The following is a 22,303-nucleotide window of genomic DNA, read 5'->3' on the forward strand; positions in this document are numbered from 1 at the left end:
GTCTTAACGGCTCCTGTTTAAGTTAAGACTTGGACTGTTCAGGCTGGCTACCGCTTGCAGCTTGCTGGTTGTTATCAGCGGTGATTTCCTGCGCTTTTACCTGCGCGCCAGGACGTACTTTTTGCAGCCCAGTGACAATCACGCGGTCGCCCGGTTTAAGTCCATCAGTGACTAACCATTTGTCGCCAATCGCTTGTGCGGCGACAATTTGACGGGTTTCAACTTTGTTGTCTGCACCGATAACCAATGCACTGGCATCGCCACGCGGTGTGCGGGTAACGCCTTGCTGTGGAACCAGTAATGCAGTTGGGTTAGTCCCTTCTTCCAGACGAGCACGGACGAACATACCCGGCAGTAAGGTGTGATCCGGGTTAGGGAAGATTGCGCGCAACGTAATCGACCCGGTGGTTTGATCTACCGTGACATCAGAAAATTCCAGCGTACCGGACTGCGGGAATTTAATGCCGTCATTGGTCACCAGTTCGACTTTCGCTTTACCGTTTTCTTGCTTCAGCGTGCCGTTGGCCAACTCTTGTTTCAGGCGCAGGAAATCGTTGCTTGACTGCGTCACGTCCACATAGATGGGATCCAACTGCTGAACGGTTGCCAGTGCGGTTGCCTGACCGTTTTGCACCAGAGCGCCTTCAGTAACGGATGATTTACCAATGCGGCCGCTGATCGGCGACGTCACTTTGGTATAAGCCAGATTGATGCGTGCAGTTTCTACCGCGGCTTTCGCGGCGACAACGGAGGCGTTCGCCTGCTGTGCGTCTGCCAGTGCACTATCGTAATCCTGTTGACTGATGTACTTAGTACCCAACAGTTTCTGATAACGTTTGACCGTCAGTTGAGCGATATTTGCTGCGGCTTGTGCTTTTGCCAGATCGCCTTTTGCGCTTTCATAAGCGGCCTGGTAAGTAGCAGGATCAATCTGATAGAGAGATACACCCGCTTCGATGTCACCACCTTCCGTGAAATTACGCTTCAGGATAATACCGCTAACCTGAGGACGAACTTCTGCAATGCGATACGCACTGGTGCGACCCGGGAGTTCGGTTGTTATCTGTAGAGGTTCAGTTTTGAGCGTAACAACTCCAACCTCTGGCATCTGCTGGCCCCCTTGTTGGGCCTGTTTGTCGTCACATCCTGTTAGCGCTAAGCTGCCTGAGAGCATCAGAACGACTGCCAGAGGCGTTAACCCTCTGTTTTTGTTCATATGTAAACCTCGAGTGTCCGATTTCAAATTGATCAATGGCTGAAAGCCCATAAACCCATTGCTGCGTTTATATTATCGTCGTGCTATGGTACATACATTCACAAATGTATGTAAATCTAACGCCTGTAAATTCACTGACCTATGGCACGAAAAACCAAACAACAAGCACAGGAAACTCGACAGCACATTCTCGATGTCGCTCTGCGTTTGTTTTCGCAACAAGGGGTATCATCCACCTCGCTTGCGGAGATCGCAGCAGCCGCTGGTGTCACGCGCGGCGCGATCTATTGGCATTTCAAAAACAAATCGGATTTATTCAGTGAAATCTGGGAGCTAGCAAAACCTAACATTGATGAGTTAGAGACTGAGTATCAGGCAAAATTCCCCGACGATCCACTATCAGTATTAAGAGAAATTTTAATTTACGTTCTTGAAGCTACCGTGACAGAAGAACGCCGACGTTTATTGTTGGAAATTATATTCCACAAATGCGAATTTGTCGGGGAAATGGCCTCAGTTCAGCTAGCTCAGCGCAGTCTGTGTATTGAAAATTACGACCGTATCGAACAAACATTGCGGCACTGCATGAACGCCAACATGCTGCCGGAAAATCTGAACACGCGTCGCGTGGCGGTGCTGCTGCGTAGTTATGTTACCGGAATTATCGAGAACTGGTTATTTGCCCCTGAATCTTTTGATCTGAAAAAAGAGGCTCGGGAATACGTCGCCGTGCTGCTTGAGATGTGTCTTCTCTGCCCAACCTTGCGGGTTAACGTAGCGGAAACCTGTTAACTCTCTGGGTCTGTACCAGGAATTCTCCTGGTCATTTTGCCTCCTGCTATTCTGCCGGTCACAGCCGTGATATTCTTGCCGCTTGACTATTTTCGGTCACTTTTCCGGTTCAGAAACCTTCATTCTCATGACTATGTTGCAGCTCTATAAACGTTCACAGCATCTTATTGCTATTACCATTCTTTTCTTCATTCTATTGCTATCCTGCCAGTCATCTGCATTTGCGCGGGCGCAACAGAGTGGTGAACTGCCGACGAAAGCGGATATTCAGAGCCAGTTAGACACGCTGAATAAACAAAAAGATCTCTCCGCACAGGATAAGCTGGTTCAACAGGATCTCATCGATACCATTGCCACGCTGGATAAAATCGATCGTGTGAAGGATGAAACCGTACAGCTTCGACAAAAAGTTGCCCAGGCGCCGGAGAAAATGCGTCAGGCGACGGATGCGCTAAATTCGCTTAGCGATGTCGATAATGACGATGAAACGCGAAAAACGCTGAGTACGCTCTCCTTACGACAGCTTGAGTCGCGCGTGTCGCAGGTCCTGGATGACCTGCAAAGCTCGCAAAATGATCTGGCCGCTTACAACAGCCAACTGGTATCGCTGCAGACACAGCCAGAGCGCGTACAAAATGCGATGTACACCGCGTCGCAACAGATGCAGCAAATCCGCAATCGACTCGATGGCACCACTGTGGGAGAGGCGGCTTTACGCCCCAGCCAGCAGGTGCTGCTGCAGGCGCAGCAAGCGTTGCTGAACGCGCAGATCGACCAGCAGCGTAAGAGCCTCGAAGGGAATACCGTTTTGCAGGATACCCTGCAAAAACAACGCGATTATGTGACGGCGCATAGTAACCGCCTTGAACACCAGCTCCAGCTCCTGCAAGAGGCGGTGAACAGCAAACGACTGACGTTAACCGAAAAGACGGCACAGGAAGCGGTAACGCCGGACGAAGCCGAGCGTATTCAGTCCAATCCGTTAGTGAAGCAGGAACTTGATGTTAACCATCAGCTCAGCCAGCGCCTGATTGCCGCGACTGAAAACGGCAACAGCCTGATGCAGCAAAATATCAAGGTCAAAAACTGGCTTGACCGCGCGCTGCAATCCGAACGCAACATTAAAGAGCAGATCGCCGTTCTGAAAGGCAGTCTGCTGCTGTCGCGCATTTTATATCAGCAACAACAAACGCTGCCGTCGGCGGATGAGCTTGCCGATATGACCAACCGGATCGCCGATTTGCGTCTGGAGCAGTTCGAAGTTAACCAGCAGCGCGATACGTTGTTCCAGAATGATGCGTTTGTCGCCAAACTGGAAGAAGGGCACAGCAACGACGTTAACCCTGAAGTCCATGATGCCCTGCTGCAGGTCGTGGATATGCGTCGTGAACTGTTGGATCAGCTAAATAAGCAGCTGGGCAACCAGTTGATGATGGCGATTAATCTGCAAATCAACCAGCAGCAGTTAATGAGCGTGTCGAAAAACCTGAAAGAGATCCTCACGCAGCAAATCTTCTGGGTTAACAGTAACCGTCCGATGGACTGGGACTGGATCAAAGCCTTCCCGCAAACCCTAAAAGACCAGTTTAAGTCGATGAAAATCACGGTGAACTGGGAAAAAGCCTGGCCCGCCGTGTTTATTGCGTTCCTGGCAGGGCTGCCGCTGCTGCTTATCGCCGGGTTAATCCGCTGGCGTTTGAAGTGGCTGAAGGATTATCAGGCAAAATTAGCCGCCGCGGTGGGGAACCTGCGCAATGACAGTCAGCTTAATACGCCAAAAGCGATTCTGATCGATCTCATCAGAGCCTTGCCGGCGTGTCTGATTATCCTCGCGGTGGGTCTGATTCTGCTGACTATGCAGCTGAATATTAGCGACCTGCTGTGGGCGTTCAGTAAGAAGATGACCATCTTCTGGCTGGTGTTTGGTCTGTGCTGGAAGGTGCTGGAAAAAGATGGCGTGGCGATACGTCATTTTGGCATGCCAGCGAAGCAGACCAGCCACTGGCGTCGCCAGATTGTGCGTATTAGCCTTGCGCTGTTGCCGCTTAACTTCTGGTCGGTCATTGCTGAGCTGTCGCCGCTTAATTTGATGGACGATGTGCTTGGCCAGGTGGTCATTTTCCTCAACCTGCTGCTGATCGCCTTCCTGGTATGGCCAATGTGCCGCGAAAGCTGGCGTGACAAAGAGTCGCATGGTCTGCGTCTGGTCACTATTACCGTGCTGTCTATTATTCCGATTGCATTAATGGTGCTGACGGCGACAGGGTATTTCTACACCACGCTGCGCCTGGCGGGCCGCTGGATTGAAACGGTCTATCTGGTTATCCTCTGGAATCTGCTGTACCAGACGGTGCTGCGAGGGTTGAGCGTAGCGGCACGCCGTATCGCCTGGCGTCGTGCGTTAGCGCGTCGTCAGAACCTGGTGAAAGAAGGGGCCGAAGGCGCAGAGCCGCAGGAAGAACCGACTATTGCGCTGGAACAGGTTAACCAGCAAACGCTGCGTATAACCATGCTGGTGATGGTTGCCCTGTTTGGTGTTCTGTTCTGGGCCATTTGGTCTGATTTGATCACCGTGTTCAGCTATCTCGACAGCATAACGCTCTGGCATTACAACGGCACCGAAGCGGGTGCGGCAGTGGTGAAAGACGTCACCATGGGCAGCCTGTTGTTTGCGATTATTGCGTCAATGGTCGCGTGGGCGCTGATCCGCAACTTACCCGGCCTGCTGGAAGTGCTGGTGCTCTCGCGACTGAAGATGCGCCAGGGGGCTTCTTATGCGATCACCACGATCCTGAATTATGCCATCATCGCCATCGGTGCGATGACGGTCTTCGGATCGCTCGGCGTCTCGTGGGATAAGCTACAGTGGCTGGCCGCTGCTCTCTCGGTTGGTCTTGGTTTCGGCTTACAGGAGATTTTCGGGAACTTTGTTTCCGGTCTGATTATTCTGTTTGAACGCCCGGTACGCATAGGCGATACCGTGACCATCGGTACGTTCTCCGGAACGGTCAGCAAGATCCGCATCCGTGCCACCACCATTACTGACTTCGATCGGAAAGAGGTGATCATCCCGAACAAAGCATTCGTGACGGAGCGTTTGATCAACTGGTCGCTCTCCGATACCACCACGCGTCTGGTGATCCGCATTGGTGTGGCTTATGGTTCGGATCTGGACAAAGTGAAGAAGGTGCTGTTGCAGGCGGCGACAGAACACCCGAAAGTGATGCACGATCCGGAGCCTGCAGTGTTCTTTACTGCCTTCGGCGCCAGCACGCTGGATCATGAGCTGCGTTTATACGTGCGTGAATTGCGCGATCGTAGCCACACGGTTGATGAACTTAACCGGGCGGTCGATCGTTTGTGCCGTGAAAATGACATTGATATCGCCTTTAACCAGCTCGAAGTTCATCTGCATAACGCGAAAGGTGACACCGTGACCGAGGTTAAGCGTGACATCATTAAAGGTGACGATCCGACGCCTTCGGTAGGTTAACAGAAATAATCATCAGGCCTGCGAGCTTCGATTCATTCGTAGGCCTGATAAGTGCAATGCCATCAGGATTTCAGTTACCGCTCTTTTTAGATAAATAGAGCAGTTTCTTCTCGTAATCCTGCTTCACAATCTCCAGTGCTTTCAGAACTGTTTCAGGCTCCATCTGATTCTCTTCAAGCAGGACAATCAAATCGACGGCCAGTTTGACTTCATCTGGGGCGTTCTCTAATGACATAAATCCTCCAGGGATTAGCGGGTTAAACGCGCCAGCACGTTATCTATTCTTGCCAGTGCATGACGACAGCGTGCCAGTCGTGCCTCGAATGCCTCTACTTCGCGATGCAGTTTTTGCTGTTCTTCAAAGCCCGTAACCTGTGCCAGGCGTTCTTTACGTTCACGCGTCATTTCAACCAGGCGGCGCTCAAACTCCTGGTGTTGAACTCGCTTACGCTGCCAGCGCGCCAGGCCAGGAGAGGCGCTGTCCCACTCCCGGAGCGACCAACTGGCGGTTTCACGTGAAATCGCCTCTAACTGTGAGGCAAGGTGTTCCGTAAGCCAGGTAATTTGTGGTAGTTGTTGCTGTTCAACTGCGCGACGTAGAGCAGTGAGATTATCATCAGCTTCATCCAGACAGGCCTGTAGCAACGTGCTGCGGGTGTGAAACAGATGCCTGTCAAAGCGGGCGCTAAGCGTGGCATGGTGTGCCAGTGGGGCACAACGCTGCCGCAAGCGGTTAAGCTGGTTTTCGAGCGTCTGAAGCAGCATGACGGTTTTCACGACAACACTCCGATGAAAATGAGAACTGTTATGATAAAGTAGCGATTCTCTGTGTTAAGTATTCATATTATGCAACGCATTATTCTAATCATCATAGGCTGGATAGCGGTAGTGTTAGGAACGCTGGGCGTTGTATTGCCTCTGTTGCCGACAACGCCGTTTATCTTGCTGGCCGCCTGGTGTTTTGCTCGCTCGTCGCCGCGTTTTCACGACTGGTTGCTGTACCGTTCGTGGTTCGGCGGGTATCTGCGCCACTGGCAAAAACACCGCGCGATGCCGCCGGGAGCAAAGCCGCGCGCTATTTTGTTGATCCTGGTAACGTTTAGTATTTCACTGTGGCTGGTCAATATGATGTGGGTACGCGGCCTGCTGCTGGTTATTCTCGCTTGTTTACTGATTTTTATGTGGCGGATCCCGGTGATTGATGAAAAACAACAAAAGCAGTAAAGCGCAATAAACGCTGTTGCAATTGTCTCTCACAGCCAGTAAATTCGACCGTTTTCGAGCACAGGCGCAGGTGGTCAAAGGTTAAGCAAATATAACCTTGGCTCTTATACAGACACAAAATCATTCAAGATACGTCGAGGATGAAGTGTATAGTGCGCCGTGAAGTAATACTGTATTAATCAGGCACAAACTTATGACCGCGACTGCACAGCAGCTTGAGTTTCTCAAAAATAGCATCAAAAGCATCCACGATTACCCAAAACCGGGCATTCTTTTTCGTGATGTCACCAGTTTACTGGAAGACCCGAAAGCCTACGCCCTCAGTATTGAATTGCTGGTTGAACGCTACAAAAATGCGGGTATCACTAAAGTGGTTGGTACCGAAGCGCGTGGCTTCCTGTTTGGCGCGCCGGTAGCGTTGGGTCTGGGCGTTGGTTTTGTTCCGGTACGTAAACCCCGTAAGCTTCCGCGTGAAGTTATTGCTGAGAGCTATGAGCTGGAATACGGCACCGATCAACTGGAAATCCACGTAGATGCCATCAAACCTGGTGATAAAGTTCTGGTTGTGGACGACCTGCTGGCAACCGGCGGCACAATTGAAGCGACCGTGAAACTGATCCGCCGTCTGGGTGGTGAAGTGACCGATGCTGCATTTATCATTAACCTGTTTGATCTGGGTGGCGAGCAGCGTCTGGAAAAGCAGGGACTGACCTGTTATAGCCTGATTCCATTCCCGGGCCACTAATTTCGGGCTATCTTATCTCGGCAGATTAATACCGAGACACACAACCTCGCCGTCGCTGCGAGGTTGTGTTAGCATTATCTCCCTGTGAATCCACCCTCCAGCCTTTCAGAGCCTGCCAATGAGTTATCAGGTCTTAGCCCGAAAATGGCGCCCACAAACCTTTGCTGACGTCGTCGGCCAGGAACATGTGCTGACGGCACTGGCGAACGGCTTGTCGTTAGGGCGTATTCATCATGCTTATTTGTTTTCCGGCACCCGTGGCGTCGGGAAAACGTCAATCGCCCGTTTGCTGGCGAAGGGATTAAACTGTGAAACCGGCATCACCGCTACGCCGTGCGGCGTGTGCGATAACTGCCGTGAAATCGAGCAGGGGCGCTTTGTCGATCTGATTGAAATTGACGCCGCCTCACGCACCAAAGTCGAAGACACCCGTGACCTGCTGGATAACGTCCAGTACGCGCCAGCGCGCGGTCGCTTTAAGGTCTATTTGATCGACGAAGTGCACATGCTGTCGCGCCACAGTTTTAACGCCTTGCTGAAAACGCTCGAAGAGCCGCCCGCGCACGTTAAGTTCTTGCTGGCGACTACCGATCCGCAGAAGCTGCCGGTGACTATCCTGTCGCGCTGTCTGCAATTCCATCTTAAAGCGTTGGATGTCGAACAGATTCGCCATCAACTTGAGCATATCCTCAAAGAAGAGCATATCGCCCATGAACCACGTGCGTTGCAACTGCTGGCTCGCGCCGCGGACGGCAGCCTGCGCGATGCGCTGAGCCTGACCGATCAAGCGATCGCCAGCGGCGATGGTCAGGTCTCGACTGACGCGGTCAGCACCATGCTTGGTACGCTGGACGACGACCAGGCGCTCTCGCTGGTTGAAGCGGTTGTGGCTGCGGACGGCGAACGCGTTATGACGCTGGTGAACGATGCCGCCGCGCGCGGTATTGAATGGGAAGCGCTACTGGTTGAGATGTCGGCTCTGCTGCATCGTATTGCCATGGTTCAGCTTTCACCTGCCGCGCTCGGCAGCGATATGGCCGCTATTGAACAGCGCATGCGCGAACTGGCGCGAATCGTCCCGCCAACCGATGTGCAGCTTTACTACCAGACCCTGTTAATCGGGCGCAAAGAACTGCCGTATGCGCCGGACAGGCGAATGGGCGTTGAAATGACGCTGCTACGTGCGCTGGCTTTTCATCCACGCATGCCGCTCCCGGAACCTGAAGCCCCGCGACAGTCTTTTGCCCCGGTCGCACCCACTGCGGTGATGAACCCGACGCAGGTGCCGCAGCAGCCTGCGGCAGCGCAACAGCAACAGAATGTACCGCTCTCCGATGCTACCAGCCAGGTGCTGGCGGCACGCAGCCAGCTGCAACGCGCTCAGGGAGCAACCAAACCAAAAAAGAGTGAACCGGCAGCCGCTTCCCGCGCGCGGCCGGTGAATAATGCTGCGCTGGAAAGACTGGCTTCGGTGTCGGAACGTGTTCAGGCGCGCCCAACTGTCTCTGCGCTGGAAAAAGCGCCAGCGAAGAAAGAAGCGTATCGCTGGAAAGCGACCAATCCTGTTGCAGAAGTCAAAGAAGTCGTCGCTACGCCGAAAGCGCTGAAAAAAGCGCTTGAGCATGAAAAAACGCCAGAACTGGCGGCAAAGCTGGCGGCTGAGGCCATCGAACGCGACCCGTGGGCCGCACAGGTAAGCCAGCTCTCGCTGCCTAAACTGGTGGAGCAGGTGGCGCTTAATGCCTGGAAAGAAGAGAATGGCAACGTGGTTTGCCTGCACCTGCGTTCCACGCAGCGACACCTTAACTCCAGCGGCGCGCAGCAAAAACTGGCCGAAGCATTGAGTTCCTTAACAGGGTCAACGGTTGAATTGACCATCGTTGAAGATGATAATCCAGCGGTGCGCACGCCGCTGGAGTGGCGTCAGGCCATTTATGAAGAGAAACTCGCGCAGGCGCGTGAGTCGATTATTGCGGATAATAACATTCAGACGCTGCGTCGTTTTTTCGATGCGGACCTGGACGAAGAGAGTATTCGCCCCATTTGATCGTCAGCCATTACGGTTTGACGGTCGTCATCCCTTAACGTGATTGAGAGAGAAGCCTATGTTTGGTAAAGGCGGTCTGGGTAACCTGATGAAACAGGCCCAGCAGATGCAAGAAAAAATGCAGCAGATGCAGGAAGAAGTCGCCAAGCTGGAAGTGACCGGCGAATCTGGCGCGGGTCTGGTAAAAGTAACCATCAACGGCGCGCATAACTGCCGTCGTGTGGAGATCGATCCAAGCCTGCTGGAAGACGACAAAGAGATGCTGGAAGACTTGGTTGCTGCGGCATTCAACGACGCCGCGCGCCGTATTGAAGAGACGCAGAAAGAGAAGATGGCCTCTGTTTCCTCCGGAATGCAGCTGCCGCCTGGCTTTAAGATGCCGTTCTGATGCAAACCAGCCCGCTGTTAACTCAGCTTATGGAAGCTCTGCGCTGTCTGCCGGGCGTTGGCCCGAAGTCTGCGCAGCGCATGGCGTTCACGCTACTTCAGCGCGATCGCAGCGGCGGGATGCGTCTGGCGCAGGCGTTAACGAAGGCGATGTCGGAAATCGGCCACTGTGCCGATTGCCGCACATTCACAGAACAGGACGTCTGCAACATTTGCTCGAACCCGCGTCGCCAAGAAAATGGTCAGATTTGCGTGGTGGAGAGTCCGGCGGACATCTACGCCATTGAGCAAACCGGGCAATTTTCCGGACGTTACTTCGTGCTGATGGGACACCTGTCGCCGCTGGACGGTATTGGTCCTGATGATATCGGGCTGGATCGTCTTGAGCAGCGGCTGGCATCTGAGCAAATCAGCGAACTGATCCTGGCGACCAATCCCACGGTCGAAGGCGAGGCGACCGCCAACTATATTGCTGAGCTTTGCATGCAATATGACGTTGAAGCCAGCCGTATCGCCCATGGCGTTCCGGTTGGTGGCGAGCTGGAAATGGTCGATGGCACCACGCTGTCGCACTCTCTGGCAGGACGACACAAGATTAAATTCTGAACAAACGGAGGCCGCGACGGCGGCTTCCGCTTGAAATCCTTCCCGCTTGTCCCCATTTCACCCTCAACCTGTTTTTACCATTGAAAATGGCATTGTTGAGGTAGACCTACATGAAAGGACAAGAAACTCGTGGTTTTCAGTCAGAAGTAAAACAGCTTCTGCACCTGATGATCCATTCTCTGTATTCCAATAAAGAAATCTTCCTGCGTGAGCTTATCTCTAACGCCTCGGATGCGGCAGACAAGCTGCGTTTTCGCGCACTGTCTAACCCGGACCTGTATGAAGGTGACGGTGAGCTGCGTGTGCGTGTTTCCTTCGATAAAGATAAGCGTACGTTGACCATTGCCGATAACGGCGTGGGGATGAACCGTGATGATGTTATCGATCATCTGGGGACCATTGCGAAATCCGGTACTAAATCTTTCCTTGAATCCATGGGATCCGATCAGGCGAAAGACAGCCAGTTGATCGGCCAGTTCGGGGTTGGCTTCTACTCTGCGTTCATCGTGGCGGATAAAGTCACCGTGCGTACCCGCGCAGCGGGCGATAAACCGGAAAATGGTGTGTTCTGGGAATCTGCGGGTGAAGGTGAGTACACCGTTGCCGACATCACCAAAGACGATCGCGGCACCGAAATCACGCTGCATCTGCGCGAAGGCGAAGACGAGTTCCTTGATGACTGGCGCGTACGTTCCATCATCAGCAAATATTCCGACCATATCGCGCTGCCGGTAGAGATCGAAAAATCCGAAGAGAAAGACGGCGAGACCGTAGTTTCCTGGGAAAAGATCAACAAGGCGCAGGCGCTGTGGACCCGTAACAAGTCGGAAATCAAAGACGACGAGTACAACGAATTCTACAAACATATCGCGCACGACTTCACTGATCCGCTGACCTGGAGTCATAACCGTGTGGAAGGTAAGCAGGAGTACACCAGCCTGCTGTACATCCCGTCTCAGGCTCCGTGGGATATGTGGAACCGCGATCACAAGCATGGTCTGAAACTGTACGTTCAGCGCGTGTTCATTATGGACGACGCCGAGCAGTTCATGCCGAATTACCTGCGCTTTGTGCGTGGCCTGATAGATTCTAACGATCTGCCGCTGAACGTTTCTCGTGAGATCCTGCAGGACAGCACCGTCACCCGTAACCTGCGTAGCGCGCTGACCAAACGCGTACTGCAGATGCTGGAAAAACTGGCGAAAGACGACGCGGAAAAATACCAGACCTTCTGGAAACAGTTCGGCCTGGTGCTGAAAGAAGGCCCGGCGGAAGACAACGCTAACCAGGAAACGATCGCTAAGCTGATGCGCTTCGCGTCCACGCACACTGACTCCTCCGCACAAACCGTGTCGCTGGAAGACTACGTGTCGCGTATGAAAGAAGGGCAGGAGAAAATCTACTACATCACCGCAGACAGCTATGCGGCGGCGAAGAGCAGCCCGCACCTGGAACTGTTGCGTAAGAAAGGCATCGAAGTGCTGCTGCTTTCTGACCGTATCGATGAGTGGATGATGAACTACCTGACCGAGTTCGACGGTAAGGCATTCCAGTCCGTAGCCAAAGCTGACGAGTCCATCGACAAGCTGGCGGATGACGTTGACGAATCGGCAAAAGAAGCGGAAAAAGCGCTGACGCCGTTCGTTGAGCGCGTGAAAACCCTGCTGGGCGATCGCGTAAAAGAAGTGCGTCTGACTCACCGTCTGACCGACACGCCGGCCATCGTTACCACCGATGCGGACGAAATGAGCACCCAGATGGCGAAACTGTTCGCTGCTGCCGGCCAGGCCGTACCGGAAGTGAAATATATCTTTGAACTCAACCCGGACCACGTGCTGGTCAAACGCACAGCGGATACCCAGGACGAAGCGCAGTTCAAAGAGTGGGTTGAACTGCTGCTGGATCAGGCGCTGTTTGCTGAACGCGGCACGCTGGAAGATCCAAACCAGTTCATTCGTCGTATGAACCAGTTGCTGGTGTCCTGATAGCCGTAAGGTAATGCCGGATGATGCTAACGCGTGTCCGGCTTACACCATCTCGTCGATCCCTGGCCGGATACGGTGTTTACACCGCGATCCGGCATTTTCTCTCCTCATTTTTAATTTTCCCACCGTTAACCGTTTCAGCGTCGGGCGTCTTCCTTGAGCCAATTGCGTGATGGTGGTATCGTTTAGCGCTTTTTAAAAAATATCGACAACCTTTAAGGGGATTTTCGTAATGCGTATCATTCTGCTTGGCGCTCCGGGCGCGGGTAAAGGAACTCAGGCTCAGTTCATCATGGAGAAGTATGGTATTCCGCAAATCTCCACCGGTGATATGCTGCGTGCTGCCGTGAAATCTGGCTCCGAGCTGGGCAAACAAGCGAAAGACATCATGGACGCCGGTAAGCTGGTGACTGATGAGCTGGTGATCGCGCTGGTAAAAGAGCGTATTGCTCAGGAAGACTGCCGTAATGGTTTCCTGCTTGATGGCTTCCCGCGTACTATTCCGCAGGCTGATGCCATGAAAGAAGCAGGTATCAACGTGGACTACGTTCTTGAATTCGACGTTCCGGACGAGCTGATCGTTGACCGTATCGTGGGTCGTCGCGTACACGCTGCTTCTGGCCGCGTTTACCACATCAAATTCAACCCGCCTAAGGTTGAAGGCAAAGACGACGTGACCGGCGAAGAGCTGACCACCCGTAAAGACGATCAGGAAGAGACCGTACGTAAGCGCCTGGTGGAATACCATCAGATGACCGCTCCGCTGATCGGCTACTACTCTAAAGAAGCGCAGGCGGGTAACACCAAATACGCGAAAGTTGACGGCACCCAGGCTGTGGCTGACGTTCGCGCAGCGCTGGAAAAAATCCTCGGTTAAGTTTTAGTGCAGTCAATGCCGGATGGCGGTGTAAACACCTTATCCGGCCTACGATTTTATGTAGGCCTGATAAGCACAGCGCCATCAGGCAAATTCTCGTCTTACCTTTCACAGCAATTAGTTCTTCTTTATCGCTTTTCCGCTACAATTATCAACAATTTGAATCGATAAGAGGCGGTAATGCGTCAGACGAAAACCGGTATCCTGCTGGCAAACCTCGGCACTCCCGATGCCCCAACCCCCGAAGCCGTTAAGCGCTACCTTCGCCAGTTTTTAAGCGATCAACGCGTAGTCGATACGTCACCTGCGCTGTGGTGGCCGCTGCTGCGTGGTGTGATTTTGCCGCTGCGTGCGCCACGCGTGGCAAAGCTGTACCAGTCAATCTGGATGGAAGACGGTTCCCCGCTGATGGTCTACAGCAAGGCGCAACAGCAGGCGCTGGCACAACGTCTGCCAAATACGCCTGTCGCGCTGGGGATGAGCTACGGTTCACCGTCGCTTGAAAGCGCGGTCGATGAACTGCTGGCAAGCGGAGTTGAACACATGGTGGTGTTACCGCTGTACCCGCAATATTCCTGTTCTACCGTGGCGGCGGTCTGGGACGAACTGGCGCGAATCTTAGCGCGTAAACGCAGTATTCCTGGCATCTCATTTATTCGTGATTACGCTGATGACAGCAGCTACATTGATGCGCTGGCCAAGAGCGCCCGTGATTCATTTGCTCAACATGGTGAACCCGATTTGCTGCTGCTTTCCTACCACGGCATTCCGCAGCGCTACGCCGATGAAGGCGATGACTACCCGCAGCGCTGCCGCGATACCACTCGTGAGCTGGTTTCAGCGCTTGGCTTGCCCCCGGAAAAAGTGATGATGACCTTCCAGTCTCGTTTTGGCCGTGAACCGTGGTTGACGCCATATACCGATGAAACGTTAAAAATGCTGGCGGAGAAAGGGACCCGACATATCCAGGTCATGTGTCCGGGCTTCGCGGCTGATTGTCTCGAAACGCTGGAAGAGATAGCGGTGCAAAACCGGGAGATTTTCCTTGAGGCAGGCGGTAAGCAATATGAGTATATTCCGGCGCTGAATGCCACACCGGAACATATCGAAATGATGGTTAAACTGACCGCAGCCTACCGTTAAAGCTGCGCTCTGAAGTAACGTGCGCCCTCCCGTAACGCATCGTCGGCGGTTTTCATCATCCGCGAATAGTGCAGGAAGGCGTGCAACGTACCGGGGTACATTTTGTACTGGCAGGGCTGCTGATGCGCCTGTAGCGTCTGGAATAATAAGCGGCTATCGTCAATCAGCGGATCAAACTCCGCACCGGCGATAAAACATGGCGGCACGTCGCGCGTCAGGTCGTTATTAAACAGGCAATAGTACGGTGATTCGCGATCGTCGGCGCTACGCAGGTACGCGTTTTCGTACATCTGCAGATCCTCGCGAGTTAAACCATCCCAGGCGCCGCCCATTAGCCGTCGGCTCAGTGAATCCTGCAGGCCGTAAAGTCCATACCACAACAGCACGCCAGCCACCTTGCCGCAGGCAATGTGTTTATCCCGCAACCACAACGCGCTGGCAAGCGCCAGCATGGCCCCGGCGGAATCGCCCGCAAAACCAATATGATTCACATTAAGGGAATAATCGCCAGCGTGCTGATAAAAGTACTGACACACGGCGACAATCTCTTCGATGGCTTGCGGGTAGCGGGCCTCTGGCGCAAGCGAATAGTCGATGCCAATGATCGTGCACTGCGTATAGCGCGCCAGTAAACGCATAATGCGATCGTGGGTATCCAGATTACCGAGAATAAAACCGCCGCCGTGCAGGTAATATAGCGTCGCCTGGCTATGGGGCTGCGGAGTATAAATTCGTGTGGCAACGGGGCCGCATGCGGTGGAAATAACGCATTCTCGGGTATTCATCTGTGGGGCATCGGCATTCCACAGTTGCCGTTCATGAATGTAGTGTTTACGCTGGGCCACAAAGTCATCGGCAGCGGGCCACGGCGGCAAATCTTCACGATGAAAATTCACCACACTTTTCATTTCATCCGAAATGTTGTCGAGTACGGGGATCTTGTTTTCCGGCTTCATAAAGCGCTCCTTGTGAAGGTGAGTTATTGTAGAAATTCATCCCGGATAAACTGCGATCTCACCGTCCGATATTGAAACTCAGCGCCGCATCGCATGCGCAGCGGGGAATGTGCTACCATGCATCGCTCAGCTAACCACCCGTAAAATCGACCATGAAATTTCCCGGTAAACGTAAATCCAAACACTATTTCCCCGTCAGCGCGCGCGATCCGTTGCTGCAACAAATTCAGCCAGAAAATGAAACCAGCGCAGCCTGGGTGGTGGGTATTGACCAGACGCTGGTGGATATTGAAGCCAAAGTTGATGATAACTTTGTAAAACGTTATGGATTAAGCGCCGGGCACTCTCTGGTGATTGCAGATGATGTCGCTGAAGCGCTCTACCAGGAACTGGTGCGTGAAAATTTGATCACCCATCAGTTTGCGGGCGGTACTATCGGTAATACGATGCACAACTACTCCGTGCTGGCGGATGACCGCTCGGTGCTGCTGGGTGTGATGTGCAGCAATATCGAGATTGGCAGCTATGCGTACCGCTATTTATGCAATACCTCCAGTCGTACCGATCTGAACTACCTGCAGGGCGTAGATGGACCGATTGGTCGCTGCTTTACGCTGATTGGCGAGTCCGGTGAGCGTACCTTTGCAATCAGCCCTGGGCATATGAACAAGCTGCGGGCGGATAGCATCCCTGAATCGGTGATTGCCGGAGCGTCCGCGCTGGTGCTGACGTCCTATCTGGTGCGCTGCGAGCCGGGCGAGCCAATGCCGGAAGCGACCATGAAGGCGATCGAATTTGCTAAAAAACACAATGTACCGGTGGTACTGACGCTGGGCACCAAATTTGTCATTGCCGATAATCCGCAGTGGTGGCAGGCATTCCTGAAAGAGCATGTCTCAATTCTGGCGATGAATGAAGAAGAGGCCGAAGCGCTGACCGGCGAAAACGATCCGCTGCTGGCGTCCGACAAGGCGCTGGATTGGGTGGATCTGGTGCTGTGCACAGCGGGTCCGGCGGGTCTTTATATGGCGGGCTTTACGGAAGAAGAAGTCAAACGTAAAACCCAGCATCCGCTGCTGCCTGGGGCCATTGCCGAATTCAACCAGTACGAGTTTAGCCGCGCCATGCGCCATAAAGATTGTACTAATCCGCTGCGTGTGTATTCGCACATCGCGCCGTATATGGGCGGCCCAGAGAAGATCATGAATACCAACGGCGCTGGCGACGGCGCGCTGGCGGCATTGCTGCATGATATTACCGCTAACAGCTATCACCGCAGCAACGTGCCTAACTCCAGCAAGCACAAGTTCACCTGGCTGACCTATTCGTCGTTAGCCCAGGTGTGTAAATATGCGAATCGCGTGAGTTATCAGGTACTGAACCAGCATTCCCCGCGCCTGACGCGCGGTTTGCCGGAACGCGAAGATAGCCTCGAAGAGTCGTACTGGGATCGTTAAATCATGCACATGCCGGATAAGCGATAGCGCCATCCGGCAACGACATCAGCCTGTAACGACCACCTCACCAGCAGGCGGCGTTTCAATCAGTTCCAGCATGGTACGGGCGATTTCACGCTCACCCATGACGACCTGATTGGCGCCGCGTTCGGTAATGTATTCCACCTCGTCGTCATAATGCGCGCGGGCGATAATTTCAATCGACGGGCACTTCTCGCGTGCTGAAGCGACTATTTCACCCGCTTCATAGCCATTGGGAATGGTCAGCAGCAGCCAGCGTGCGCAATCCAGATGCGCCAGATTCATAATTTCTTCGTTGGCGGCATTTCCCAGCACTGCGCGGATCCCGCGCTCGCGCAGTTCATCCACTCGGGTGCGTGAGGTTTCGATAACTACCAGCGGGATCCCCGCAGCCATCAATTTCTCGCCCAGCAGGCTACCGACGCGCCCAAAGCCAACCAGCAGGGCGTGATTGCAGATATCCACCGGAATTTGCTTCTCTTCTTCAATAGCCTCTTCCAGCGTCTGTTCTTCCAGCGTTTCTGTTTTGGCGAGATATTTTTCTAACACCGCGAACAGCACCGGGTTAAGCATGATGGACAGGATCGCCCCCGCCAGCACCAGATTCTGTCCGGCCTGCGGCAGCAGGTTTAACGCCATGCCCAGACCCGCCAGGATAAAGGCAAATTCACCAATCTGCGCCAGGCTGGTGGCAATGGTGAGCGCTGTGCGTTGGGAGTGACCAAACAGGCGCACCAGGAAATAGGCGGCAAGGGATTTACCAAAGATGATAATCGCCAGCGTGCCCAGCACCGCCAGCGGCTGCTGAATCAGAATCATGGGATCAAAGAGCATCCCGACGGAAACGAAGAACAGTACGGCGAACGCATCGCGCAGCGGCAGGGTGTCATGCGCCGCACGGTGACTCAGTTCAGATTCGTTCAGCACCATGCCGGCGAAGAATGCCCCCAGTGCAAAGGAGACATCGAACAGCTCCACTGCGCCAAATGCGATACCTAATGCGAGGGCGAGGACTGATAGGGTAAACAGTTCGCGTGAGCCGGTTGCGGCGCTGCGGGCCATAATCCACGGTACCAGGCGGCGACCGACCAGCATCATAATTGCGATAAACGCCACTACCTTACCGATGGTAATGCCCATATCTACGGCCAGCGAGGCAAAGCCGACATCTTCTTTTTCCAGCATTCCTGCGACGGCTGGCAGGAGAACCAGCGTCAGCACCATCATCAGGTCTTCGACAATCAGCCAGCCAATGGCGATTTGCCCGCGCTGACTGTCAATGAGCTGCCTTTCTTCAAGTGCACGCAATAGCACCACGGTACTGGCGGTTGAAAGACACAGACCAAACACGATCCCAACCATCAGCGACCAGCCCATCACCGCTGAAAGCGCCATGCCCAGCAGCGTTGCCACCGCTATCTGGGCAATCGCGCCGGGAATGGCGATAGACTTTACCGCCATCAAATCCTTCAGCGAAAAGTGCAGCCCCACGCCGAACATCAGCAGGATTACGCCAAGCTCGGCCAGTTCAGGCGCTAACTTGGTATCAGCAACAAAACCAGGTGTAAATGGACCGGCCAGAACGCCCGCTAACAGATATCCCACCAGAGGAGAAATACGTAGTTTATTGGCAATCATGCCTAATATAAAAGCGAGCACAAGGCCGCCGACAATGGTGGTGATAAGCGGGGTGGCGTGATGCATTCCGTCTCCTTTGGTTGCTGTGATAATCCTGAAAACTCAAACGACGAGTAATAGTTTATGACAATTTTGATGTTTTTGTTTGTGAATAATTATTGAATTTTGATGAAAATAGGATTTTAGACGTAAAAAAGCACGGATCGGAAAAGTACAGCGGTATGTGAGAGGCAAAGGCTGATGGCTACTGTAAGTCTGACGGCCAAAATTTACTTTTGGCCGTCAGGAAATCACGCTTTATGTCGGTTATCAGGTAAGAATATGGTCAGTATCCCCAGTAGTGGCAGGAAAGCACATATTTTGTAGACCAAATCGATACTGGTATGGTCGGCAATCAGCCCTAACACCGCGGCTCCCAAGCCGCCCATGCCGAAGGCAAAACCGAAAAATAGCCCAGAAACCATGCCGATATGGCCAGGAAGCAGCTCCTGCGCGTAGACCAGAATGGCAGAAAACGCCGATGCGAGGATAAAACCAATGATCACGGTTAAAATCCCGGTCCATTCCAGCGTTGCGTAGGGTAAAAAGAGGGTAAAGGGTGCTACACCGAGGATAGAGCCCCAAATAACATATTTTCTGCCAATTTTATCGCCCAATGGTCCACCAATCACCGTCCCGGCTGCGACGGCAAACAGGAAGGCAAACAGGTGAAACTGGGCATTTTGTACCGATAATCCGAATTTTTGCATCAGATAAAAGGTGTAATAGCTGCTGATGCTCGCCATATAGAAGTATTTGGAGAAAATCAGCACCAGCAGGATGCTTACCGCCAGTACCACTTTATTCCGTGGTAACGGATTCACGATGGCGACTTTCGGTTTTCCTTTACTCATCCGGTGCTGCGCAGCATACCAACGGCTGATTTGCGCCAGAACGACAATCGCTAATAACGCAGCCAGCACAAACCAGGCCACATTACCCTTACCATATGGCGCGATGATGACAGCAGCCAGTAACGGTCCCAGAGAGCTACCAAAGTTGCCACCAACCTGGAAAATTGACTGGGCAAGACCGTGACGACCGCCGGAGGCCATTCGCGCCACGCGGGATGATTCTGGGTGAAATACCGAAGAGCCGGTACCAACCAGCGCTGCGGCGAGCAGGACCATATGGAAACTGCCGGCCATGGCCAGCAAAACAAGCCCACTCAGCGTGAAGCACATCCCAATGGGCAGCGACCACGGCATTGGGTATTTATCCGTCCAGTAACCCACAACCGGTTGCAGCAGTGAGGAAGCAAGCTGGAAGGTCAGGGTAATCATCCCTATCTGCATAAACGTCAGTGAGAACTCTGACTGCAATAGCGGATAAATCGCCAGGATCAGCGACTGGATCATATCGTTTAGCAGATGGGAGAGGCTGATTGCCCCTAAAATGCCAAATGAGGTGCGTGCTTTAGCAACCGACGCTGACGCGCCAGCCACTGGCTGGGTTGGTTCACTTATTGCCATAGAAAGTCACTTCTGTTTGGGTTGCGATTATGAGGGTAATCTAATTTGTTATTATTACCTGACTAACATACCTGCGGAAGGTGTTTGAAGGAAGTCTCATTTCTGAAAACATTTTCGGCTATTATTTTCAGTAGCTGTAATTTTATGCCCGAACTAATTCGACTTACAGGTAGGCGGCAAACGCGAGAGTCCCGGGAGCTTACTGCATAAGCGACAGGGGGAAGTGAGCGCAGCCAACGCACATGTAATTTGAAGGATAACGGGTATGGCGGTTGATATTGAGTCAGGGAGTGAAATATGAAGTTTTTAAAACGGGGCGTGGCGCTGGCGTTATTAGCCGCATTTGCGCTGGCAGGTCAACCTGCACAGGCGTACGAAAAAGATAAAACCTACAAAATTACCATTCTGCATACCAACGATCATCACGGTCACTTCTGGCGCAGCGAATACGGTGAATACGGGCTGGCGGCACAAAAAACGCTGGTGGACGGTATTCGTAAAGAGGTGGCTGAGGAAGGAGGCAGTGTACTGCTGCTTTCCGGTGGCGACATTAATACCGGCGTACCGGAGTCCGATCTGCAGGATGCGGAACCTGATTTTCGCGGAATGAACCTGATTGGCTATGATGCTATGGCGGTCGGAAACCACGAGTTTGATAATCCGCTTAGCGTATTGCGCCAGCAGGAAAAATGGTCCAAATTCCCGTTTCTCTCGGCCAATATCTATCAGAAAAGCACCGGCGAGCGTTTGTTTAAGCCGTGGGCCATCTTTAAGCGCCAGGATTTAAAAATTGCCGTACTCGGTTTAACCACTGACGATACGGCGAAAATTGGCAACCCAGAGTTCTTTATCGATATTGAGTTCCGTAAACCTGCTGATGAAGCCAAATTGGTTATCCAGGAACTGAATATGGGGGAAAAGCCGGACATCATTATTGCGACCACCCATATGGGACATTATGACAATGGCAATCACGGCTCGAACGCGCCTGGCGACGTAGAAATGGCGCGCAGCCTGCCGGCGGGATCGCTGGCAATGATTGTGGGTGGTCACTCGCAGGATCCGGTATGTATGGCCGCGGAAAACAAGAAGCAGGTTGATTACGTACCGGGTACGCCGTGTGCGCCAGACAAGCAAAACGGGATCTGGATTGTGCAGGCGCATGAGTGGGGGAAATACGTGGGGCGGGCGGACTTTGAGTTCCGCAATGGCGAAATGAAAATGGTTAACTACCAGCTCATCCCTGTCAACCTGAAGAAAAAAGTGACCTGGGACAACGGTAAAAGTGAGCGCGTACTCTACACCCCGGAAATTGCAGAAAATCAGCAAATGCTTTCTCTGCTGACGCCATTCCAAAATAAAGGTAAAGCGCAGCTCGACGTGAAAATTGGTAGCGTCAATGCGCGCCTCGAAGGCGACCGTAGCAAAGTCCGTTTCGTGCAGACCAACATGGGGCATTTACTGCTGGCTGCGCAAATGGCGCGAACCAGCGCTGATTTTGGCGTGATGAGCGGCGGCGGTATCCGTGACTCCATCGAAGGCGGTGATATTACCTATAAGAGCGTGCTGAAGGTGCAGCCGTTCGGTAACATCGTGGTGTACGCCGACATGAGCGGGAAAGAGGTGATTGACTATCTGACCGCCGTGGCACAAATGAAGCCGGATTCCGGGGCCTATCCGCAGTTTGCCAACGTCAGCTTCGTGGCGAAAGACGGCAAGCTTAACGATTTGAAAATTAAAGGCGAACCCGTTGATCCAGCCAAAACCTATCGCATGGCAACGCTGAGCTTCAATGCCACCGGCGGCGATGGCTATCCGCGAATTGATAACAAGCCTGGCTATGTGAATACCGGGTTTATTGATGCGGAAGTGCTGAAAGAGTACGTACAGAAGAACTCACCGCTCGATGCTGGTGCGTATGAGCCGAAGGGCGAGGTAAGCTGGCAGTAACAGGGCAATTTGGGGCATCATTTTATCCGCTCCTCCGGGCCGCCCTTCATGGCGGCCCAATAATCCTACTTATTACCTTATGCTCCGGTTCCTGCGCGCTGGCCGAGTCCAAACTGTCTTCACCCATCACACCCTGTATCGGACGGTTGGGCGCAATCTCGATATAGAGTTGCGCATATATTACTCATTTTTAGTCAATCCTAACGAGAATTGTGTAATCAGTGGATACGATGCCTGTTATGCCCTATGCTATAT

At 53.0% G+C, this 22,303-nt stretch carries 18 protein-coding genes and 1 other annotated feature; of the genes, 12 read left to right on the top strand and 6 right to left on the bottom strand.

Features of this window, described 5'->3' with window-relative positions:
• Nucleotides 1–22: 22 nt before the first annotated feature.
• Nucleotides 23–1,216: a multidrug efflux RND transporter periplasmic adaptor subunit AcrA gene (gene acrA / locus WC7_RS19650; RefSeq protein WP_016152074.1), complete on the bottom strand. Its 1,194-nt coding sequence runs from the start codon at nucleotides 1,214–1,216 to the stop codon at nucleotides 23–25.
• Nucleotides 1,217–1,357: 141 nt separating this feature from the next.
• Here acrA and acrR point away from each other — a divergent pair, with 141 nt between their 5' ends.
• A complete protein-coding gene (acrR, locus tag WC7_RS19645; protein ID WP_016152075.1) occupies nucleotides 1,358–2,008 on the top strand; it encodes a multidrug efflux transporter transcriptional repressor AcrR in 651 nt (216 codons plus the stop codon).
• Between the two features lie 127 nt (nucleotides 2,009–2,135).
• Complete coding sequence (mscK, locus tag WC7_RS19640) at nucleotides 2,136–5,501, top strand: mechanosensitive channel MscK (RefSeq protein ID WP_016152076.1); 3,366 nt, start codon at nucleotides 2,136–2,138, stop codon at nucleotides 5,499–5,501.
• 70 nt (nucleotides 5,502–5,571) lie between these two features.
• Here mscK and rsmS read toward each other — a convergent pair whose 3' ends face one another.
• Both rsmS and priC read right to left on the bottom strand, forming a co-directional pair.
• On the bottom strand, nucleotides 5,572–5,736 hold the full coding sequence (gene rsmS, locus WC7_RS25175) for a pleiotropic regulatory protein RsmS (protein WP_016152077.1): 165 nt from the start codon (nucleotides 5,734–5,736) through the stop codon (nucleotides 5,572–5,574).
• 14 nt (nucleotides 5,737–5,750) lie between these two features.
• Nucleotides 5,751–6,278, bottom strand: a complete 528-nt coding sequence (gene priC, locus WC7_RS19635; RefSeq protein WP_016152078.1) for a primosomal replication protein N'' — start codon at nucleotides 6,276–6,278, stop codon at nucleotides 5,751–5,753.
• Nucleotides 6,279–6,347: 69 nt separating this feature from the next.
• Between priC and WC7_RS19630 the strand changes: the two genes are divergently transcribed.
• The 8 genes from WC7_RS19630 (at nucleotide 6,348) to hemH (ending at nucleotide 14,515) form a co-directional block, all read left to right on the top strand.
• Complete coding sequence (locus WC7_RS19630; RefSeq protein WP_029139439.1) at nucleotides 6,348–6,725, top strand: DUF454 family protein; 378 nt, start codon at nucleotides 6,348–6,350, stop codon at nucleotides 6,723–6,725.
• Nucleotides 6,726–6,918: 193 nt separating this feature from the next.
• Complete coding sequence (apt, locus tag WC7_RS19625; protein WP_016152080.1) at nucleotides 6,919–7,470, top strand: adenine phosphoribosyltransferase; 552 nt, start codon at nucleotides 6,919–6,921, stop codon at nucleotides 7,468–7,470.
• 118 nt (nucleotides 7,471–7,588) lie between these two features.
• The gene (dnaX, locus tag WC7_RS19620) at nucleotides 7,589–9,517 is read left to right on the top strand and encodes a DNA polymerase III subunit gamma/tau (protein WP_016152081.1); all 1,929 of its coding nucleotides are present in this window, start codon (nucleotides 7,589–7,591) and stop codon (nucleotides 9,515–9,517) included.
• Nucleotides 8,850–8,914 (top strand) — a sequence feature (DnaX frameshifting element). Its footprint overlaps the gene before it by 65 nt.
• 58 nt (nucleotides 9,518–9,575) lie before the next feature.
• A complete protein-coding gene (locus WC7_RS19615) occupies nucleotides 9,576–9,905 on the top strand; it encodes a YbaB/EbfC family nucleoid-associated protein (RefSeq protein WP_003021764.1) in 330 nt (109 codons plus the stop codon).
• Nucleotides 9,905–10,510 carry a recombination mediator RecR gene (gene recR / locus WC7_RS19610; protein ID WP_016152082.1) on the top strand — a complete coding sequence of 202 codons (606 nt, stop codon included), beginning with the start codon at nucleotides 9,905–9,907 and terminating at the stop codon, nucleotides 10,508–10,510. Before WC7_RS19615 ends, recR begins: the two co-directional genes overlap by 1 nt.
• A gap of 110 nt (nucleotides 10,511–10,620) precedes the next feature.
• On the top strand, nucleotides 10,621–12,495 hold the full coding sequence (gene htpG, locus WC7_RS19605; protein ID WP_016152083.1) for a molecular chaperone HtpG: 1,875 nt from the start codon (nucleotides 10,621–10,623) through the stop codon (nucleotides 12,493–12,495).
• A 232-nt stretch (nucleotides 12,496–12,727) separates the two neighbouring features.
• The gene (gene adk, locus WC7_RS19600; protein WP_003021773.1) at nucleotides 12,728–13,372 is read left to right on the top strand and encodes an adenylate kinase; all 645 of its coding nucleotides are present in this window, start codon (nucleotides 12,728–12,730) and stop codon (nucleotides 13,370–13,372) included.
• Nucleotides 13,373–13,552: 180 nt separating this feature from the next.
• On the top strand, nucleotides 13,553–14,515 hold the full coding sequence (gene hemH, locus WC7_RS19595) for a ferrochelatase (protein WP_016152084.1): 963 nt from the start codon (nucleotides 13,553–13,555) through the stop codon (nucleotides 14,513–14,515).
• On the opposite strand, the gene aes is transcribed toward hemH, so the two are convergent.
• The gene (aes, locus tag WC7_RS19590; RefSeq protein ID WP_016152085.1) at nucleotides 14,512–15,471 is read right to left on the bottom strand and encodes an acetyl esterase; all 960 of its coding nucleotides are present in this window, start codon (nucleotides 15,469–15,471) and stop codon (nucleotides 14,512–14,514) included. The two genes, hemH and aes, sit on opposite strands and share 4 nt — an antisense overlap.
• A 152-nt stretch (nucleotides 15,472–15,623) precedes the next feature.
• Between aes and gsk the strand changes: the two genes are divergently transcribed.
• A complete protein-coding gene (gene gsk / locus WC7_RS19585; protein ID WP_016152086.1) occupies nucleotides 15,624–16,928 on the top strand; it encodes an inosine/guanosine kinase in 1,305 nt (434 codons plus the stop codon).
• 45 nt (nucleotides 16,929–16,973) lie between these two features.
• On the opposite strand, the gene ybaL is transcribed toward gsk, so the two are convergent.
• Nucleotides 16,974–18,653 (bottom strand): YbaL family putative K(+) efflux transporter, encoded by a 1,680-nt coding sequence (ybaL, locus tag WC7_RS19580; protein ID WP_016152087.1) that lies wholly within the window; start codon nucleotides 18,651–18,653, stop codon nucleotides 16,974–16,976.
• 224 nt (nucleotides 18,654–18,877) lie between these two features.
• Complete coding sequence (locus WC7_RS19575) at nucleotides 18,878–20,098, bottom strand: MFS transporter (protein WP_016152088.1); 1,221 nt, start codon at nucleotides 20,096–20,098, stop codon at nucleotides 18,878–18,880.
• A gap of 297 nt (nucleotides 20,099–20,395) precedes the next feature.
• Here WC7_RS19575 and ushA point away from each other — a divergent pair, with 297 nt between their 5' ends.
• Nucleotides 20,396–22,048, top strand: a complete 1,653-nt coding sequence (ushA, locus tag WC7_RS19570; protein WP_016152089.1) for a bifunctional UDP-sugar hydrolase/5'-nucleotidase UshA — start codon at nucleotides 20,396–20,398, stop codon at nucleotides 22,046–22,048.
• Nucleotides 22,049–22,303 lie beyond the last annotated feature (255 nt).

It is taken from the genome of Citrobacter sp. KTE151, from assembly GCF_000398845.1.
Taxonomy (GTDB): domain Bacteria; phylum Pseudomonadota; class Gammaproteobacteria; order Enterobacterales; family Enterobacteriaceae; genus Citrobacter; species Citrobacter braakii.

Coding starts and splice junctions, on each gene's coding strand:
- WC7_RS19630 (WP_029139439.1), top strand. CDS start 6,348: ATGCAACGCATTATTCTAATCATCATAGGCTGGATAGCGGTAGTGTTA.
- gsk (WP_016152086.1), top strand. CDS start 15,624: ATGAAATTTCCCGGTAAACGTAAATCCAAACACTATTTCCCCGTCAGC.
- ybaL (WP_016152087.1), bottom strand. CDS start 18,653: ATGCATCACGCCACCCCGCTTATCACCACCATTGTCGGCGGCCTTGTG.
- WC7_RS19615 (WP_003021764.1), top strand. CDS start 9,576: ATGTTTGGTAAAGGCGGTCTGGGTAACCTGATGAAACAGGCCCAGCAG.
- aes (WP_016152085.1), bottom strand. CDS start 15,471: ATGAAGCCGGAAAACAAGATCCCCGTACTCGACAACATTTCGGATGAA.
- dnaX (WP_016152081.1), top strand. CDS start 7,589: ATGAGTTATCAGGTCTTAGCCCGAAAATGGCGCCCACAAACCTTTGCT.
- mscK (WP_016152076.1), top strand. CDS start 2,136: ATGACTATGTTGCAGCTCTATAAACGTTCACAGCATCTTATTGCTATT.
- recR (WP_016152082.1), top strand. CDS start 9,905: ATGCAAACCAGCCCGCTGTTAACTCAGCTTATGGAAGCTCTGCGCTGT.
- hemH (WP_016152084.1), top strand. CDS start 13,553: ATGCGTCAGACGAAAACCGGTATCCTGCTGGCAAACCTCGGCACTCCC.
- htpG (WP_016152083.1), top strand. CDS start 10,621: ATGAAAGGACAAGAAACTCGTGGTTTTCAGTCAGAAGTAAAACAGCTT.
- ushA (WP_016152089.1), top strand. CDS start 20,396: ATGAAGTTTTTAAAACGGGGCGTGGCGCTGGCGTTATTAGCCGCATTT.
- rsmS (WP_016152077.1), bottom strand. CDS start 5,736: ATGTCATTAGAGAACGCCCCAGATGAAGTCAAACTGGCCGTCGATTTG.
- WC7_RS19575 (WP_016152088.1), bottom strand. CDS start 20,098: ATGGCAATAAGTGAACCAACCCAGCCAGTGGCTGGCGCGTCAGCGTCG.
- adk (WP_003021773.1), top strand. CDS start 12,728: ATGCGTATCATTCTGCTTGGCGCTCCGGGCGCGGGTAAAGGAACTCAG.
- acrA (WP_016152074.1), bottom strand. CDS start 1,216: ATGAACAAAAACAGAGGGTTAACGCCTCTGGCAGTCGTTCTGATGCTC.
- acrR (WP_016152075.1), top strand. CDS start 1,358: ATGGCACGAAAAACCAAACAACAAGCACAGGAAACTCGACAGCACATT.
- apt (WP_016152080.1), top strand. CDS start 6,919: ATGACCGCGACTGCACAGCAGCTTGAGTTTCTCAAAAATAGCATCAAA.